Here is a 13,594-nt window from a genome sequence, read left to right as displayed (position 1 = left end):
CCCGCGGACTAGAGCGCTGTCAGCGCAAATTTCATGTGCAAACGTGTCCGATAGGTGATACTGCGCAAACGTTGGCGAGGGGATGGGAGGAGGCGATGTCGTTACACCGTTTGGATGCACTGTCGGACCTGAAGCCCGAAGAGTGGGACGCGCTCATTCCTGGCGACTCGCCCTTTCTGCGTCATGGCTTCCTCAGTGCGATGGAAGACAGCGGCAGTCTGGGACCGCGTTCCGGCTGGCGTGCCGAGCATTTGCTGCATTACGAAAACGACCGGCTGATGGCGGCATTGCCGGCCTATCGCAAGTGGCATTCCTACGGTGAGTACGTGTTCGATCATGGCTGGGCCGATGCCTGTCGCCGCGCGGGGATCGCCTACTATCCGAAGCTGTTGATTGCCGTTCCGTTTAGCCCCGTCAGTGGACCGCGATTGCTGGCGAGGACACCGGAGGATGGCCGCGAGTTACTGGCCTGTCTGCCGGGGTATGCCGAGGCTGAAACGCTCTCCAGCGTCCACGTCAACTTCACCGACCCCGTGGCCGATACGCTGCTGGCCGAGCAACCGGGCTGGTTGCAGCGCATCGGGTGTCAGTACCACTGGCAGAATCGCGGCTACCGGGATTTTCAGGATTTCCTTGATGCGTTGAGTTCGCGTAAGCGCAAACAGATGCGCAAAGAACGCGAGCAAGTGGCGGGGCAGGGGTTTGAATTCGAATGGCTGCAAGGGTACGAGCTGAGTCAGGCTCAGTGGGATTTCGTGTATGCCTGCTATTCCAACACCTACGAGATTCGCGGACAGGCGCCGTACCTGACGCGGGCGTTCTTCAGCCTGGTTGCCGAGCGCATGCCTGAAGCGATCCGTGTGGTGCTCGCCAGAAAAGGCGCTCGGCCAGTGGCGATGGCCTTCAGCCTGATCGGTGGCGACAGTTTCTACGGGCGCTACTGGGGCTGCCTGGCCGAGTTCGACCGATTGCACTTCGAGACCTGTTTCTATCAAGGCATGGACTACGCCATCGCCAACGGCTTCAAACGCTTCGACGCCGGCGCGCAGGGCGAGCACAAATTGATTCGTGGGTTCGAGCCGGTGATCACCCATTCCTGGCACTACCTGGCCCATCCCGGCCTGCGCGAGGCCGTGGCGGACTTCCTGAATCAGGAGCGGGCGGGGATTCTGGCGTACGCCGAGGAAGCGCGCGCGGCGCTGCCGTATCGGCAGGTCGAGTGAGAATAACCGGAAGCGGCACCTACCGGTTGTAGGAGCCGGCTTGCTGGCGAATGCGGTGGGTCATACACATTGATAATGACTGACCCACCGCATTCGTCGGAACGCCGCCCGCGCCCAACCGGCTGCTACAGGGCTGTCGGCTGGCCGGAGATTTCTGGCCAGCCATCACAGGTCTACAACGACTGCGGTGCCACAGGGAAATCTTCCACCCCGACAAACCCGCCGGTCTGATGCGCCCATAGCCGCGCATACAGCCCTTTGTGCGCGAGCAGTTCGGCGTGGGTGCCGCTCTCGGCGATACGGCCGTCCTCCAGCACGATCAGCCGGTCCATTCGCGCAATGGTCGAGAGTCGGTGAGCAATGGCGATCACCGTCTTGCCCTCCATCAGGGTTTCCAGGCTTTCCTGAATCGCAGCTTCCACTTCCGAGTCCAGCGCCGAGGTCGCCTCGTCCATAATCAGGATCGGCGCGTCCTTGAGCAGTACGCGGGTAATCGCGATCCGCTGGCGCTGACCACCGGACAGCTTCACGCCGCGTTCCCCGACATGCGCGTCCAGGCCGGTGCGGCCTTCGGAGTCCGTCAGCTGCGGAATGAACCCGTCGGCCCGGGCTTTGCGCATGGCTTCCCACAACTCGGCCTCGGTGGCGTTCGGCCTGCCGTACAACAGGTTGTCGCGGATCGAGCGGTGCAACAGCGACGTGTCCTGGGTGATCATGCCGATGTGCGAACGCAGGCTTTCCTGGGCGACGTGGGCGATGTCCTGATCGTCGATCAGAATCCGGCCGCCTTGCACGTCGTACAGGCGCAACAAGAGATTCACCAGCGTTGATTTGCCGGCGCCGGAAGGTCCGATCAGACCAATTTTTTCGCCCGGCTTGATGTCCAGGTTCAGGCCGTGAATCACGCCTTTGCCCTTGCCGTATTGAAACGCCAGGTTCTCGAATTTCACCTCGCCGCGGCTGACCAACAGCTTCGGCGCGGCGTCGCGATCGGTGACGCCCACCGGTTGGGAAATACTTTGCAGGCCGTCCTGCACCATGCCGATGTTTTCGAAGATGCCGTTGACCACCCACATGATCCAGCCGGACATGTTGACGATACGGATCACCAAGCCGGTCGCCAGCGCAATCGCGCCGACGGAAATCATCGACTGGGTCCACAGCCACAGGGCAAGGCCGGTGGTCCAGACGATCAGGATTCCGTTCAACGTGGTGATCACGGTGTCCATCTCGGTGATGACGCGGCCGGCGAGCTGGGTCTTCTCGGTCTGCTCACTGATCGCTTCGCGGGCATATTGCTGCTCGGAGCTGGTGTGGGCGAACAGCTTGAGGGTGGTGATGTTGGTGTAGCCGTCAACGATGCGGCCCATCAGTTTGGAGCGGGCATCGGAGGAGACCACCGAACGCGCCTTCACCCGTGGCACGAAATACCAGAGCGCCAGAATGAAGCCGAGAATCCAGCTCAGCAGCGGAATCATCAGGCGCCAGTCGGCTTCGGCAAACAGCACCAACGCACCGATCGAGTAGATCAGCACGTGCCACATGGCATCCACCGTCTGCACCGCCGAGTCGCGCAGGGCGTTACCGGTCTGCACGATGCGCTGGGCAATACGCCCGGCGAAATCGTTCTGGAAAAAATTCACGCTCTGCTTGAGCACGTAGCTGTGGTTCTGCCAGTTGATCATGCTGGTCATGCCCGGGCTGATCGTCTGGTGCACCAGCAGGTCGTGCAGGGCCACGAAGATCGGCCGCAGGACCAGGGCGACGACCACCATCCAGGTCAGCTCCAGGGCATGGTCACTGAAAAAGTTGGGGTTCGGAGTGCCTTGCGCCAGGTCGATGATGCGGCTCAGGTAGCTGAACAGCGACACCTCGATCAGCGCGCCGATCAGACCGACCACGAGCAAGGCGACGAAGCTGGGCCAGACCTGGCGCAGGTAATAGATGTAGAACGCCATGACCTGGTTGGGTGGGGCGGCGGTGGGCGCATCGCGGAAGATATCGATCAGTTTTTCGAAACGACGATAGAGCATTGGCTATGACGCCCACGCTTGGGCGGGCTCTCCTTTGTGGCGGGACCGAAAAAAATGTCCCTTGTTCTGACCGCGTGAAGGCGCGATTGCTCGCACTGATTCACGTTGTTGGCTTCTAAAAGTAAAAAGCCGGGCAAGTGCCCGGCTTTCCTGCACCTGATCAGCTTAGTTCACGACTTTGACCGACTTGATCAGAATCGGGTCGACCGGCACGTTCTGCATGCCGCCTTTGTTAGCCGTCTGGGAGTTGACGATGGTGTCCACGACATCCATGCCTTTGACCACTTTGCCAAATACGGCGTAACCGAAGTCGCGCACACCGTGGTCGAGCATGTCGTTGTCCTTGACGTTGATGAAGAACTGGCTGGTGGCCGAGTTCACATCAGACGTGCGCGCCATGGCGATGGTCCCGCGCACGTTATGAAGGCCGTTGTCGGCTTCGTTCTTGATCGGGTCGTCCGTCGGCTTTTGCATCATCTGCGCCGTGAACCCGCCGCCCTGGACCATGAAGCCCGGGATCACGCGGTGGAAGATGGTGTTGGTGTAGAAGTTTTCGTTGGCGTAGGTCAGGAAGTTTTTAGTGCTGATCGGTGCCTTGTCCTGGTTCAGTTCGATTTCAATCTGGCCGAGGCTGGTGTCCAGCACCACATGAGGAGCAGGGGCTGCCATCAGATTGGAGGCGAACAGCACGGCAGCGGCGGAGAGGGCGATTTTTTTCAGCATGGGGCAGATGTCCTGAAAGTGATTTCGACTGCGAAAAACAGGCCATAAGGGAAGCACGTTTGGGGCGATTTTGACAGGGGTCGGTTCACACAAACGGTACGGCCGCTGCTCAGTGTACAGACGCCGGCTTGCTGGCGATTGCGTGATGCCAGGAACGTTCTCTGCGCCTGACCTGACGCAATCGCTGCCGTCGTAACCTCCGACGTCTCCTACAGGTTTTGTGTCGTTGCACGGACCGTTGGGGACTTGCTTGCTGACGATTTTCAATGGTCGCCAAGGAATCTCAGCAGCACCCGATTGAACGCTTCTGGCTGGTCCAGCGGTGTGGCGTGCCTGGAGTCTTCGATGACGATCAGTTCTGCGTTCGCAATCAGCCGGGTGTAAGCCTGTTTCAGCGCAACCGGCGTGTAGTCGTGATCGGCGGTGACAATCAATGCCGGGCAGACTATTCGCGCAAGCTTCTCCTGCACACCCCATCCCACAATCGCATTGAAACTCGCCAGGTACGCGCGTTTGTCGTTTTGCGCCCAGCGCCTGGCGATCTTGTTTCGCAAGTCCGCTTGCTCAGGTTTGGGAAACAGGTTCTTGCCCAGGCCCTTGCCGATGGTTTCCATGCTGAACACCCGGGCCAGCAACCAGCGTTTGGCGAACTGTTTGAAGTCGTCGAAGCGTTTGATTTTCACTTCAGGCGCGCTGTTGACGATGGTCAGGCTCTTGAGCAATTGCGGCTGATCGACTGCCAGTTGAAAGCCGATCATGCCGCCCATGGACAGGCCTACCAGATGCACCGGCCCCGGTTGCAGATGCTCCAGCAGCGCCTCGATGTCGGCGCTGAAGCCGGGAATGCTGTAGCGCTCACGGGGTTTGTCCGATCGCCCGTGGCCGCGCACGTCGACGACGATCACTTGATAATGCGCCGCGAGGGCAGGGATCTGGTATTCCCAGTCCTGAGCACTCGAACCCAGGCCGTGGACCAGCAACACCGGGCTGCCATGGCCGTACGTTTCGTAATGCAGTGAACAGCCTTCGTGGTCGAAGTAGGGCATCGTTTACATCCTTGTGCTGGCTGAGGTTTCCGAGCGCACGAGCCCCCTGTGGGAGCGAATTCATTCGCGAGAGGTCGGTACAGACAATAGACGTGCGTCGGATGTACCGGCCATTCGCGAATGAATTCGCTCCCACAGTCATCCTGTGTACATCGGGTCGTGCGGCCTCAAACCGCCTGCTGCGGCGCCGCGAATGCGGCATCCAGCGGTGCGGTGTCGAATGTCTGTATCAGCTCGATGAGAATCTGGGTAGCAGGTCCCAGCGGTTTGTCCTTGCTGGAATAAAGGTAGAAGGTCGGACGCCGACTGCCACCCTTGTCCAGCGGCAGAATCTTCAGCACGCCTTCTTTGATCTCGCGCTCGATCATGTGCAGAGGCAGCCAGGCGAAACCCAGACCGCTGCTCACAAAGGTCGCCGCGGTCGCCAGGCTGCCCACGGTCCAGCGTTGTTCGGAACCCAGCCAGCCGACGTCCCGGGGCTGATTGCGGCCCGAGTCACGAATCACCACCTGCAACTGGCTTTCCAGGTCCTGAAAGGTCAATTCGCGTTGCATCTGGTGAAGCGAGTGCTCCGGGTGGGCGACCGCCACAAACTCCACCGAGCTCATCTCGGTGCCCAGATAGCCAGGGATATTGAATCCGCTGATCGCCAGGTCCGCCACGCCTTCGAGCAAGACCTCTTCAACGCCGGACAACACTTCCTCACGCAAGCGCACCCGGCAGCCGCGGCTCTGTGGCATGAACGCGGTCAACGCGCGGACCAACCGGGCGTTGGGATAAGCCGCGTCGACGACCAGTCTAACCTCGGCTTCCCAGCCCTGTTCCATGTGATGGGCGAGGTCCTCCAGTTGACTGGCGTTTTTCACCAATTGACGCGAGCGACGCAGCAGCACCTCACCGGCCTCGGTCAATACGGCCTTGCGGCCATCGATGCGCAGCAATGGCACGCCCAACTGGTCCTGCATTCTGGCCACGGTGTAGCTCACCGAAGACTGCGAGCGGTGCAGGGCTTCGGCTGCCTGGGCAAAGCCGCCATGGTCGACCACGGCCTGCAATGTGCGCCATTGATCAAGGGTCACGCGGGGCGCTTTCATCTTTCGCTCCTGTTGTCCTAAGCTGGCAGTCCAATAATGAGGACTGCCGTATGAAAAAATTCTGTTGTGTGCTGCTGACGATGCTGCCCCTGAGCGCCTTTGCCTACCCGATCGATGTGGAAAAGCACATCAACGGCGTGCAAATCGACTACAACAGCCATGACACCGCTTACGACATCGGCAATATCACGGTGAACAACTATGGCGATGTTCCGGCCAAGTGCACGGTGGTCTTCAGCAACGGCCCGGAGGCGCCGCGCACGCGTCGTGTGCAAATCGCCCCAAAAAGCACCAGTAACGTCACCGTCAAATTCAGCCGCGAGATCGTCAAGCTGCGGATCAAGCTCAGCTGTGAACCGCAATAATTCGCCCATCAGGTGACAGAAGAGACTAATGTTCTTCTGTCGATGAAACAAATTATTAGATGTTTAGAAGCAGTTTTTTACGCTTTTTAATCGATATAGTCACGTTTAACCTTCACTCCATCGAACTCATCTACATCCATTTCGCTGGAGGCCCCCACCCCATGTCTCGCGTCCTGATCATCGAAAGCAGCGCCCGTCAGCAAGACTCCGTGTCCCGTCAACTGACTCAGCAATTCATCAGCCAATGGCGCGCGGCCCATCCTGCCGACCAGATCACCGTGCGTGATCTTGCGGTCAAGCAGGTCCCGCATCTGGACATCGATCTGCTGGGTGGCTGGATGAAGCCAGCAGGTCAGCGCAGCCCGGTTGAGCAGGCCGCACTGGATCGCTCCAATGAGCTGACTGACGAGCTGGTTGCCGCCGATGTCGTGGTGCTGGCTGCCCCGATGTACAACTTCGCGATTCCCAGCACGCTGAAATCCTGGTTCGACCACGTGCTGCGCGCCGGTGTGACCTTCAAATATGGCGACACGGGCCCTCAAGGCCTGCTGACCGGCAAGCGCGCCTACGTCCTCACCGCGCGCGGTGGCATCTATGCCGGCAGCCCGTCGGACCACCAGGAACCGTACCTGCGTCAGGTACTGGGTTTTGTCGGCATCCACGACGTCACGTTCATTCACGCTGAAGGCCTGAACATGGGCGGCGACTTCTCCGAGAAGGGCCTGAATCAGGCGGTTGCCAAGCTCGCTCAAGTGGCCTGAGGGTCCGAAGCGCCGGGGCTTAATCGTCCGTTAATCCCGGCGCGTGATCATTCTCGCGTTCATCGACTCTCCCTTGGCACTTGAAACGCTCCTGAGTGCATCGCCCGATAGACCCGCCACCTTGCGCCGGGTCATCGGGTTTTTTATTGCCTGCTGGATGCGCACGCTGTCTGTAGAAGCGCGCTTGCCCGCGATAATTGTTACCGCCACATAGATGTATTGAATGCACCGGCCAATCGCGGGCAAGCGCGCTCCTACAGCAGTCAGCGGATTCGAAAGCTTCGAATCGAGCTACTCATGCGCTTCACTGATCACGTTTTTCCGTCCGAATCAGCCGTCGAGCGCCTCGCCAAACACGGGTTAAAACGCCGAAATCCTTGAGCTAGACACCCCGCACGACTGCATCATCGAGAGTGATGTTTGATATTCCCAAGCTTGGTTTTTCATGTGCCGGCCAACCGAATAGATTGGCTCCAACGAAACGAATCACCGACTTACCGAATACCAAACTTACTTAATAGTTCTGCGGAGATCTTAATCATGAAAAAATCAATCGCCTTCGGTTTCGCACTGTCCATCCTGGCTGCCGGTTCTGCTTTCGCCAGTCCAGAGAAAACAACTCAGCGCGCGCTCGTAGATGCTTCCAGCGCTACTGTTCTGGACAGCAAAGTCGCCAGTAAAGATGCAGTTAAACCATTCGACAGCAAATCGTCCAGCACTGTCATCGTGGCTGAGAACCGCAAAGAGTTCGGTTCGAGTTATCAGCGTTACGAGTAATGTGCCAGCTCAGTCTTAACTGAGCGCACACTCAAAGCCCGGCAAATGCCGGGCTTTTTGCTGTCTGGGAAAAACGTCCGGACGGCTGTTACCCATAACAATAGCGCGTGCCGACAGTGCCGATATTACGACCCGTGTATCGAAACACTGTAGGAGCGAATTTATTCGCGAGACGTAGCCCCGACCCCCGAGAAATGCTGCTCGATACGCCTGCTGTAAACCGTATTGTGCAATCCCGAATCTGTTTCGCTGTGGCTTGAACGTCCCGAAATCATTGAGCTAGAGCAGCGGGTGCCTGATATCAGTGACGCTGATGTTGAATATTTCAACGGGTGGTTTTTCATTACCGCCGCCAACCATTAACTTAGCTCCAACGAAACGAATTACCCAACTTACCAACAGTTCTGCGGAGATCTAAATCATGAAAAAGTCCATCGCCTTCGGTTTCGCACTTTCCATTCTGGCTGCAGGTTCGGCGTTTGCCAGTCCTGAAAAAACGTATCAGCGCGCTATCGTCGATGCTTCCAGCGCCACTGTTCTGGACAGCAAAGTCGCCAGTAAAGATGCGGTTAAACCTTTCGACAGCAAATCTTCCAGCACCGTGATCGTTGCGCAAAATCGCAAAGAGTTCGGTTCGAGCTATCAGCGTTACGAATAACGTGCCAAGTTCGGTCTGACCTGAACGCACAGCAAAAGCCCGGCAGATGCCGGGCTTTTTGTTTGCGTACAATAACGGTCAGGCGACACTGTCTTTCGACGACCTCGCCAACCCTACCCGCATGTCCGTCCCACTCGGTTGTTGATACAGGCTTAGACCAAACTCCGGCAACACCGCCAACAGGTAATCGAAGATATCTCCCTGAATCCGTTCGTAGTCGGCCCAACTGGTGGTGCGGGTGAAACAGTAGATTTCCAGCGGAACGCCCTGCGCGGTCGCTTCCATCTGACGCACCATGCACGTCATGTCGGGATGAATGTCCGGATGACTCTTCAGGTACGCCAGCGCGTAGGCGCGAAAGGTGCCGATGTTGGTGATTCGACGACGGTTGGCCGAGAGCTCGGCGACATTGCCCTGCGCTTCGTTCCACGCCTTGAGCTCTGCTTTCTTGCGGCCCAGATAATCGGTGAGCAGTCGCACCTGCGTCAGCTTCTGCTCTTCGGCTTCGGCGATAAACCGCACGCCGCTGGCATCGATGAACAGGGCGCGCTTGATCCGGCGCCCGCCTGACGCCTGCATCCCGCGCCAGTTCTTGAACGACTCGGACATCAGGCGCCATGTGGGGATGGAGACTATCGTCTTGTCGAAATTCTGCACCTTGACCGTGTGCAGCGTGATGTCCACCACATCACCGTCGGCGCCGACCTGAGGCATTTCGATCCAGTCGCCCACCCGCAGCATGTCGTTGCTGGTCAACTGCACGCTGGCAACGAACGACAGCAGCGTGTCCTTGTACACCAACAGGATCACCGCGGACATTGCACCCAGGCCCGACAGTAACAACAGCGGCGAACGGTCAATCAGGGTGGCGACGATGATGATCGCGGCGAACACATACAAGATCATCTTCGCCAGCTGGACGTAACCCTTGATCGAGCGGGTTCGGGCGTGCTCGGTGCGGGCGTAGATGTCGAGCAGGGCGTTGAGCAGTGCGCCGACGGTGAGCATCATGAACAGGATGGTGAACGCCAGCGCGACATTCCCCAGCACATGGCTGGCGGCCGGGTTCAGCTCGGGCACCAGGTTCAGCCCGAACTGGATCACCAGCGACGGCGTCACCTGCGCCAGACGGTGAAACACTTTGTTGTGCAAAAAATCGTTGAGCCAGAACAGCGCCGGCTGACGACCGAGCGCCTTCATGGCGGACAGAACGATGAAACGCACCAGACGCCCGAGGGCGAATGCGGCGACCAGCAAGATCAGCAAACCCAGGGTCGTGCGCAGCATCGGCTGGTGTTCGAGCAGGGCCCAGAGTTCCTGGGCACGCAGCCAGAGTGAGTGAGTGTCCATGGGCACATGATCTCCTGATGAAAAAGGGGGCGCGATTAGAGCATTGTTGCGCCAGTGAAAGCTGCACAGGGTAAATCCCGTAACAAAATAGGCCCTTTGAGGTAAAGAGACTCGGCGAACACGGCTTAAACCGGTAACCTATGCGACTGTTTTTTTGTATTCCGCCGAGGTAACACCCGTGTTCTCCCAATTCGCCCTGCACGAACGCCTGCTCAAAGCCGTGGCCGAACTCAATTTCCTCGAGCCTACGCCTGTGCAAACAGCGGCCATTCCGCTGGCGCTGGAAGGACGCGATCTGCGGGTGACGGCACAGACCGGCAGTGGCAAGACTGCCGCTTTCGTATTACCGATGCTCAATCGCCTAATGGGCCCGGCCAAGGTTCGCGTCGACATTCGCGCGGTGATCCTGCTGCCGACCCGTGAGCTGGCGCAACAGACCCTCAAGGAAGTCGAGCGGTTTTCCCAGTTCACCTTCATCAAGGCCGGTCTGATCACCGGTGGCGAAGACTTCAAGGTTCAGGCCGCCATGCTGCGCAAGGTGCCCGACATCCTGATCGGCACGCCCGGCCGTTTGCTGGAACAACTGAACGCCGGCAACCTGGACCTCAAGCAGGTTGAATTGCTGGTGCTCGATGAAGCCGACCGCATGCTGGACATGGGGTTCGCCGAAGACGTCGAGCGTCTGGCCGGCGAGTGTGCCAATCGTCAGCAGACCATGCTGTTCTCCGCCACCACCGGTGGTTCGGGCCTGCGCGAAATGATCGCCAAGGTGCTGAAAGATCCACAGCACCTGCAGGTCAACAGCGTCAGCGAGCTGGCCGCCGGTACGCGCCAGCAGATCATCACCGCCGACCATAACGTTCACAAAGAACAAGTGTTGAACTGGCTGCTGGCCAACGAGACCTACCAGAAAGCCATTATCTTCACCAACACTCGCGCCATGGCCGACCGCATCTATGGCCGTCTGGTTGCGCTGGAGTACAAGGCGTTCGTCCTGCACGGCGACAAGGACCAGAAGGACCGCAAGCTGGCGATCGATCGCTTGAAGCAGGGCGGCGTGAAGATCCTGGTGGCCACTGATGTCGCGGCCCGTGGCCTGGACGTTGATGGTCTGGACATGGTCATCAACTTCGACATGCCGCGCACCGGCGATGACTACGTTCACCGCATCGGTCGTACCGGCCGTGCGGGCGGCGAAGGTCTGGCGATCTCCCTGATCACCCACGGTGACTGGAACCTGATGTCCAGCATCGAGCGCTACCTCAAGCAGAAGTTCGAGCGCCGTACCATCAAGGAAGTCAAAGGCACCTACACCGGGCCGAAGAAGGTCAAGGCATCCGGCAAAGCCGTAGGTGTGAAGAAGAAAAAGGCCGACGGCAAAGGTGACAAGAAGGGCGACAAGAAGAAAACCGCCGCCAAGGGCCCGACCAAACGCAAGACGGTGAACCGTCCGAAGGCCGATCCGTTGGTGAGCCAGGATGGTCTGGCACCGCTGAAGAAGCGCGTCATCCGTCCGCCTGTCTCGGAATAAAGACGTGTAGGAGCGCGCTTGCCCGCGATTGCATTCTGTCAGTGGGCAACGATTAATCAGGCCTGCCGCAAGCGCGCTCCTACATCAGTCAGTTTGATCTAGCCTTCTGCCTTCCTCGCCGCTTCATCCATCTCCTTCAACCGCTGATCGATCAGCTGGCATTTGTCCGGCAGGTCCTTGCTGGCGGTTTCCAGTTGCATGTCCTTGATCTCCTGATTCAACTCCTTCGCCTTCGCGGGGTTCTGTTGGGTCAGTTTCTGCACCTCTTGCGCCAGCTGTTCCCGTTTGGCCTGCGCCTCCTCAGGCGTGCAAGCCCAGACCGGTAACGCCGCCAGCAGCGTCACGGCTGCGGTGATGCTCATCAGGGTTTTCATGATTGCCTCTGTATCCATTGCGGGCTTATTGAAATGGAGGGCGTGTGCGAGGCAAAAGTTCATCATTCGACCGCTGGGCCCGTGGGCTGAACGGGCGGCGTTGCGGCCGGTCACACCTCAAGAGCGTGAAGCCCGAAGACCGGACGTCACGGGTCACCCCTTTCCTTCCTGGAGGTTGGACTATGTCTGCTGAATCCGACAACACACGCTATGACTGGGACTTGATCGAGCGCCTGTTGCATGAAGTCCAGAACAGCGCCGATAAGCCTTTCGTTCCTCGCAAATACGCCGAAGAACATGCCGCTGCGAAAGCGGCCGAGGGCGAGAGCACGGGCAATCTGGACACCCTGAAAATGGAGGCCGCGGACCTTGAAGCGTTGTTGTTCAAGCGCGGGTTCATTGAGTCGAGGCCGCAAGAGGAGGGCGGCAATGGCGAAAACTTCGTGCTGACCCCTCGTGGCTCAAGCTTGCTGGCGATGATCGACAGCAGCATCCCCGGCAATGACCACCCACGGCAGGTGCTGGATGAACAAGCCGATGCGCTGGATCCGGATACGTTTGATGAGGTGTCGTCCAAAGCGCAAGTGGCTTGATCGAGGCTGGTCCTGACGAATGCGTCAGGTCAGCACTTCAAACGGTGAATGACACGCCGCCTTCGCTGCCCTCGTAACCTCGGACGTCTCCTACGCGGAACAGGTTGATGCACGCAATTGTGTCCAGACCTCAGTCCTGTAGGGAGGCGTCCCGCTTTACGCTTTCTTAAGCCCCTTCAAGCAGCTCAGGTTCGTGAAGTCCTTTCGAACGTCTGCGATCTTTTCCAGCAGCTTTTGGCGCTGTTCCGGCGAGCTCTGTGCCACCAGGTCGGTGATCAGCGAAATCGCCGCCTGTTCGGTATGGTCATACGCCTGACGATACTCCGGGGTCCAGAAGGTCTGGCGATCCTGCAACAGCTTCGCAATCTTCTGATCGAAACCCGGTTGCTGTCGCTGTTTGACGGCGTCCACCAGCAACGACTGCCAGTGCGCGCGGTTATCGGTCCACAAGCGATTCTGTTCGCCCAGTGAGGTCGACCATTGCATCACCCGGTCTTTCTGGGCCGGACTCAGTTTGCCAATCCACGGGCTCAGGCGTTTTTCCATGCGTTGGGCGCGATCGCTGACTTGCCGATCCAGTGGTTGGTCGACGAAATCGGCCTCATGTTTGCGCATGTCTTTGGCGAACGCAGCTTCCATCTCCGCCACTTGCTGGTCATCCAGCTGGCGCAGCAATTCGACGGCGGACGGGGTGATTTCCTGGGAAATGGTGGCGATGGCCTGTCGTGCTTCGGCCGTGCGCGCCTTGAGCTGGGCCTCGTTGACTTTATTGGTTTCAACCATGCCCTGCAGACGATCGAGCCACGTCAGGTAATCGGGAATCTGCGTGCTGCAGTGCCAGCTGAGGTGCTCTTTGAGGCGTTCGTTGAGCCAGTCCTTCTGGGTGGCGTCCAGGTCCAGGTAGTCGTTGAGCGACCACGGAATGATCAGATCCAGATGCCGGTACGTGAGGCCTATCTGGCTGCAGCCGGTGATCAACAGCAATCCAAGCCACAGTGAGGTGCAGGTCCTTAACACGTTGCGCATGACAGCTCCTTGCCGGTTTGTCTCCCAGTTATAGAGCCAG

15 protein-coding genes are annotated in these 13,594 nt (G+C 58.8%); 7 read left to right on the top strand and 8 right to left on the bottom strand.

All coding sequences use genetic code 11. From position 1 onward, the window contains the following. Positions 1-95 precede the first annotated feature (95 nt). Entirely contained in the window at positions 96-1,223 is a 1,128-nt protein-coding gene (locus BLS87_RS14055) for a GNAT family N-acetyltransferase (protein ID WP_074753088.1), read from the top strand. Positions 1,224-1,396: 173 nt separating this feature from the next. Here the strand turns inward: BLS87_RS14055 and BLS87_RS14050 are convergent, their stop codons facing one another. The 4 genes from BLS87_RS14050 to BLS87_RS14035 all read right to left on the bottom strand — a co-directional run bounded on the left by BLS87_RS14050 (position 1,397) and on the right by BLS87_RS14035 (position 6,119). After that, positions 1,397-3,256 (bottom strand): ABC transporter ATP-binding protein, encoded by a 1,860-nt coding sequence (locus BLS87_RS14050; RefSeq protein WP_074753087.1) that lies wholly within the window; start codon positions 3,254-3,256, stop codon positions 1,397-1,399. A gap of 165 nt (positions 3,257-3,421) precedes the next feature. Continuing rightward, complete coding sequence (locus tag BLS87_RS14045) at positions 3,422-3,979, bottom strand: peptidylprolyl isomerase (RefSeq protein ID WP_074753086.1); 558 nt, start codon at positions 3,977-3,979, stop codon at positions 3,422-3,424. A 263-nt stretch (positions 3,980-4,242) separates the two neighbouring features. Continuing rightward, positions 4,243-5,025 (bottom strand): alpha/beta fold hydrolase, encoded by a 783-nt coding sequence (locus BLS87_RS14040; protein WP_074753085.1) that lies wholly within the window; start codon positions 5,023-5,025, stop codon positions 4,243-4,245. Positions 5,026-5,192: 167 nt separating this feature from the next. Then, positions 5,193-6,119 (bottom strand): LysR family transcriptional regulator, encoded by a 927-nt coding sequence (locus BLS87_RS14035; RefSeq protein ID WP_074753084.1) that lies wholly within the window; start codon positions 6,117-6,119, stop codon positions 5,193-5,195. Between the two features lie 50 nt (positions 6,120-6,169). Between BLS87_RS14035 and BLS87_RS14030 the strand changes: the two genes are divergently transcribed. Further along, positions 6,170-6,484: a 3-phosphoglycerate kinase gene (locus BLS87_RS14030; RefSeq protein WP_074753083.1), complete on the top strand. Its 315-nt coding sequence runs from the start codon at positions 6,170-6,172 to the stop codon at positions 6,482-6,484. 161 nt (positions 6,485-6,645) lie between these two features. Continuing rightward, complete coding sequence (locus BLS87_RS14025; RefSeq protein ID WP_074753082.1) at positions 6,646-7,245, top strand: FMN-dependent NADH-azoreductase; 600 nt, start codon at positions 6,646-6,648, stop codon at positions 7,243-7,245. 30 nt (positions 7,246-7,275) lie between these two features. Here BLS87_RS14025 and BLS87_RS14020 read toward each other — a convergent pair whose 3' ends face one another. Further along, complete coding sequence (locus tag BLS87_RS14020; RefSeq protein WP_074753081.1) at positions 7,276-7,491, bottom strand: hypothetical protein; 216 nt, start codon at positions 7,489-7,491, stop codon at positions 7,276-7,278. A gap of 294 nt (positions 7,492-7,785) precedes the next feature. On the opposite strand from BLS87_RS14020, the gene BLS87_RS14015 reads away from it, so the two are divergent. Together BLS87_RS14015 and BLS87_RS14010 are read left to right on the top strand one after the other, a co-directional pair. Continuing rightward, positions 7,786-8,022, top strand: coding sequence for a hypothetical protein (locus tag BLS87_RS14015; protein WP_074753080.1), 237 nt, complete (start codon positions 7,786-7,788; stop codon positions 8,020-8,022). A gap of 421 nt (positions 8,023-8,443) precedes the next feature. After that, a complete protein-coding gene (locus BLS87_RS14010; protein WP_074753079.1) occupies positions 8,444-8,680 on the top strand; it encodes a hypothetical protein in 237 nt (78 codons plus the stop codon). Between the two features lie 78 nt (positions 8,681-8,758). Here the strand turns inward: BLS87_RS14010 and BLS87_RS14005 are convergent, their stop codons facing one another. Further along, positions 8,759-10,030 (bottom strand): mechanosensitive ion channel family protein, encoded by a 1,272-nt coding sequence (locus BLS87_RS14005; protein ID WP_074753078.1) that lies wholly within the window; start codon positions 10,028-10,030, stop codon positions 8,759-8,761. 178 nt (positions 10,031-10,208) lie between these two features. On the opposite strand from BLS87_RS14005, the gene BLS87_RS14000 reads away from it, so the two are divergent. Further along, positions 10,209-11,561 (top strand): DEAD/DEAH box helicase, encoded by a 1,353-nt coding sequence (locus BLS87_RS14000; RefSeq protein WP_074753077.1) that lies wholly within the window; start codon positions 10,209-10,211, stop codon positions 11,559-11,561. A 98-nt stretch (positions 11,562-11,659) separates the two neighbouring features. Here the strand turns inward: BLS87_RS14000 and BLS87_RS13995 are convergent, their stop codons facing one another. Next, positions 11,660-11,935 (bottom strand): hypothetical protein, encoded by a 276-nt coding sequence (locus tag BLS87_RS13995; protein WP_074753076.1) that lies wholly within the window; start codon positions 11,933-11,935, stop codon positions 11,660-11,662. 182 nt (positions 11,936-12,117) lie between these two features. Here BLS87_RS13995 and BLS87_RS13990 point away from each other — a divergent pair, with 182 nt between their 5' ends. Further along, on the top strand, positions 12,118-12,528 hold the full coding sequence (locus BLS87_RS13990) for a transcriptional regulator (protein ID WP_074753075.1): 411 nt from the start codon (positions 12,118-12,120) through the stop codon (positions 12,526-12,528). Between the two features lie 156 nt (positions 12,529-12,684). Here the strand turns inward: BLS87_RS13990 and BLS87_RS13985 are convergent, their stop codons facing one another. Then, on the bottom strand, positions 12,685-13,554 hold the full coding sequence (locus BLS87_RS13985; RefSeq protein ID WP_074753074.1) for a DUF6279 family lipoprotein: 870 nt from the start codon (positions 13,552-13,554) through the stop codon (positions 12,685-12,687). Between the last annotated feature and the right edge of the window lie 40 nt (positions 13,555-13,594).

It is taken from the genome of Pseudomonas abietaniphila, assembly GCF_900100795.1.
GTDB classification, from domain to species: Bacteria; Pseudomonadota; Gammaproteobacteria; order Pseudomonadales; family Pseudomonadaceae; genus Aquipseudomonas; species Aquipseudomonas abietaniphila.
Note: the sequence above shows the minus strand (reverse complement) of the source record. Positions and strands in the feature narration are given on the sequence as shown.

Bases quoted from the DNA above. Each gene is read 5' to 3' on its own strand.
- BLS87_RS14055 (WP_074753088.1), top strand. From the start codon at position 96: ATGTCGTTACACCGTTTGGATGCACTGTCGGACCTGAAGCCCGAAGAG.
- BLS87_RS14050 (WP_074753087.1), bottom strand. From the start codon at position 3,256: ATGCTCTATCGTCGTTTCGAAAAACTGATCGATATCTTCCGCGATGCG.
- BLS87_RS14045 (WP_074753086.1), bottom strand. From the start codon at position 3,979: ATGCTGAAAAAAATCGCCCTCTCCGCCGCTGCCGTGCTGTTCGCCTCC.
- BLS87_RS14040 (WP_074753085.1), bottom strand. From the start codon at position 5,025: ATGCCCTACTTCGACCACGAAGGCTGTTCACTGCATTACGAAACGTAC.
- BLS87_RS14035 (WP_074753084.1), bottom strand. From the start codon at position 6,119: ATGAAAGCGCCCCGCGTGACCCTTGATCAATGGCGCACATTGCAGGCC.
- BLS87_RS14030 (WP_074753083.1), top strand. From the start codon at position 6,170: ATGAAAAAATTCTGTTGTGTGCTGCTGACGATGCTGCCCCTGAGCGCC.
- BLS87_RS14025 (WP_074753082.1), top strand. From the start codon at position 6,646: ATGTCTCGCGTCCTGATCATCGAAAGCAGCGCCCGTCAGCAAGACTCC.
- BLS87_RS14015 (WP_074753080.1), top strand. From the start codon at position 7,786: ATGAAAAAATCAATCGCCTTCGGTTTCGCACTGTCCATCCTGGCTGCC.
- BLS87_RS14010 (WP_074753079.1), top strand. From the start codon at position 8,444: ATGAAAAAGTCCATCGCCTTCGGTTTCGCACTTTCCATTCTGGCTGCA.
- BLS87_RS14005 (WP_074753078.1), bottom strand. From the start codon at position 10,030: ATGGACACTCACTCACTCTGGCTGCGTGCCCAGGAACTCTGGGCCCTG.
- BLS87_RS13995 (WP_074753076.1), bottom strand. From the start codon at position 11,935: ATGAAAACCCTGATGAGCATCACCGCAGCCGTGACGCTGCTGGCGGCG.
- BLS87_RS13990 (WP_074753075.1), top strand. From the start codon at position 12,118: ATGTCTGCTGAATCCGACAACACACGCTATGACTGGGACTTGATCGAG.
- BLS87_RS13985 (WP_074753074.1), bottom strand. From the start codon at position 13,554: ATGCGCAACGTGTTAAGGACCTGCACCTCACTGTGGCTTGGATTGCTG.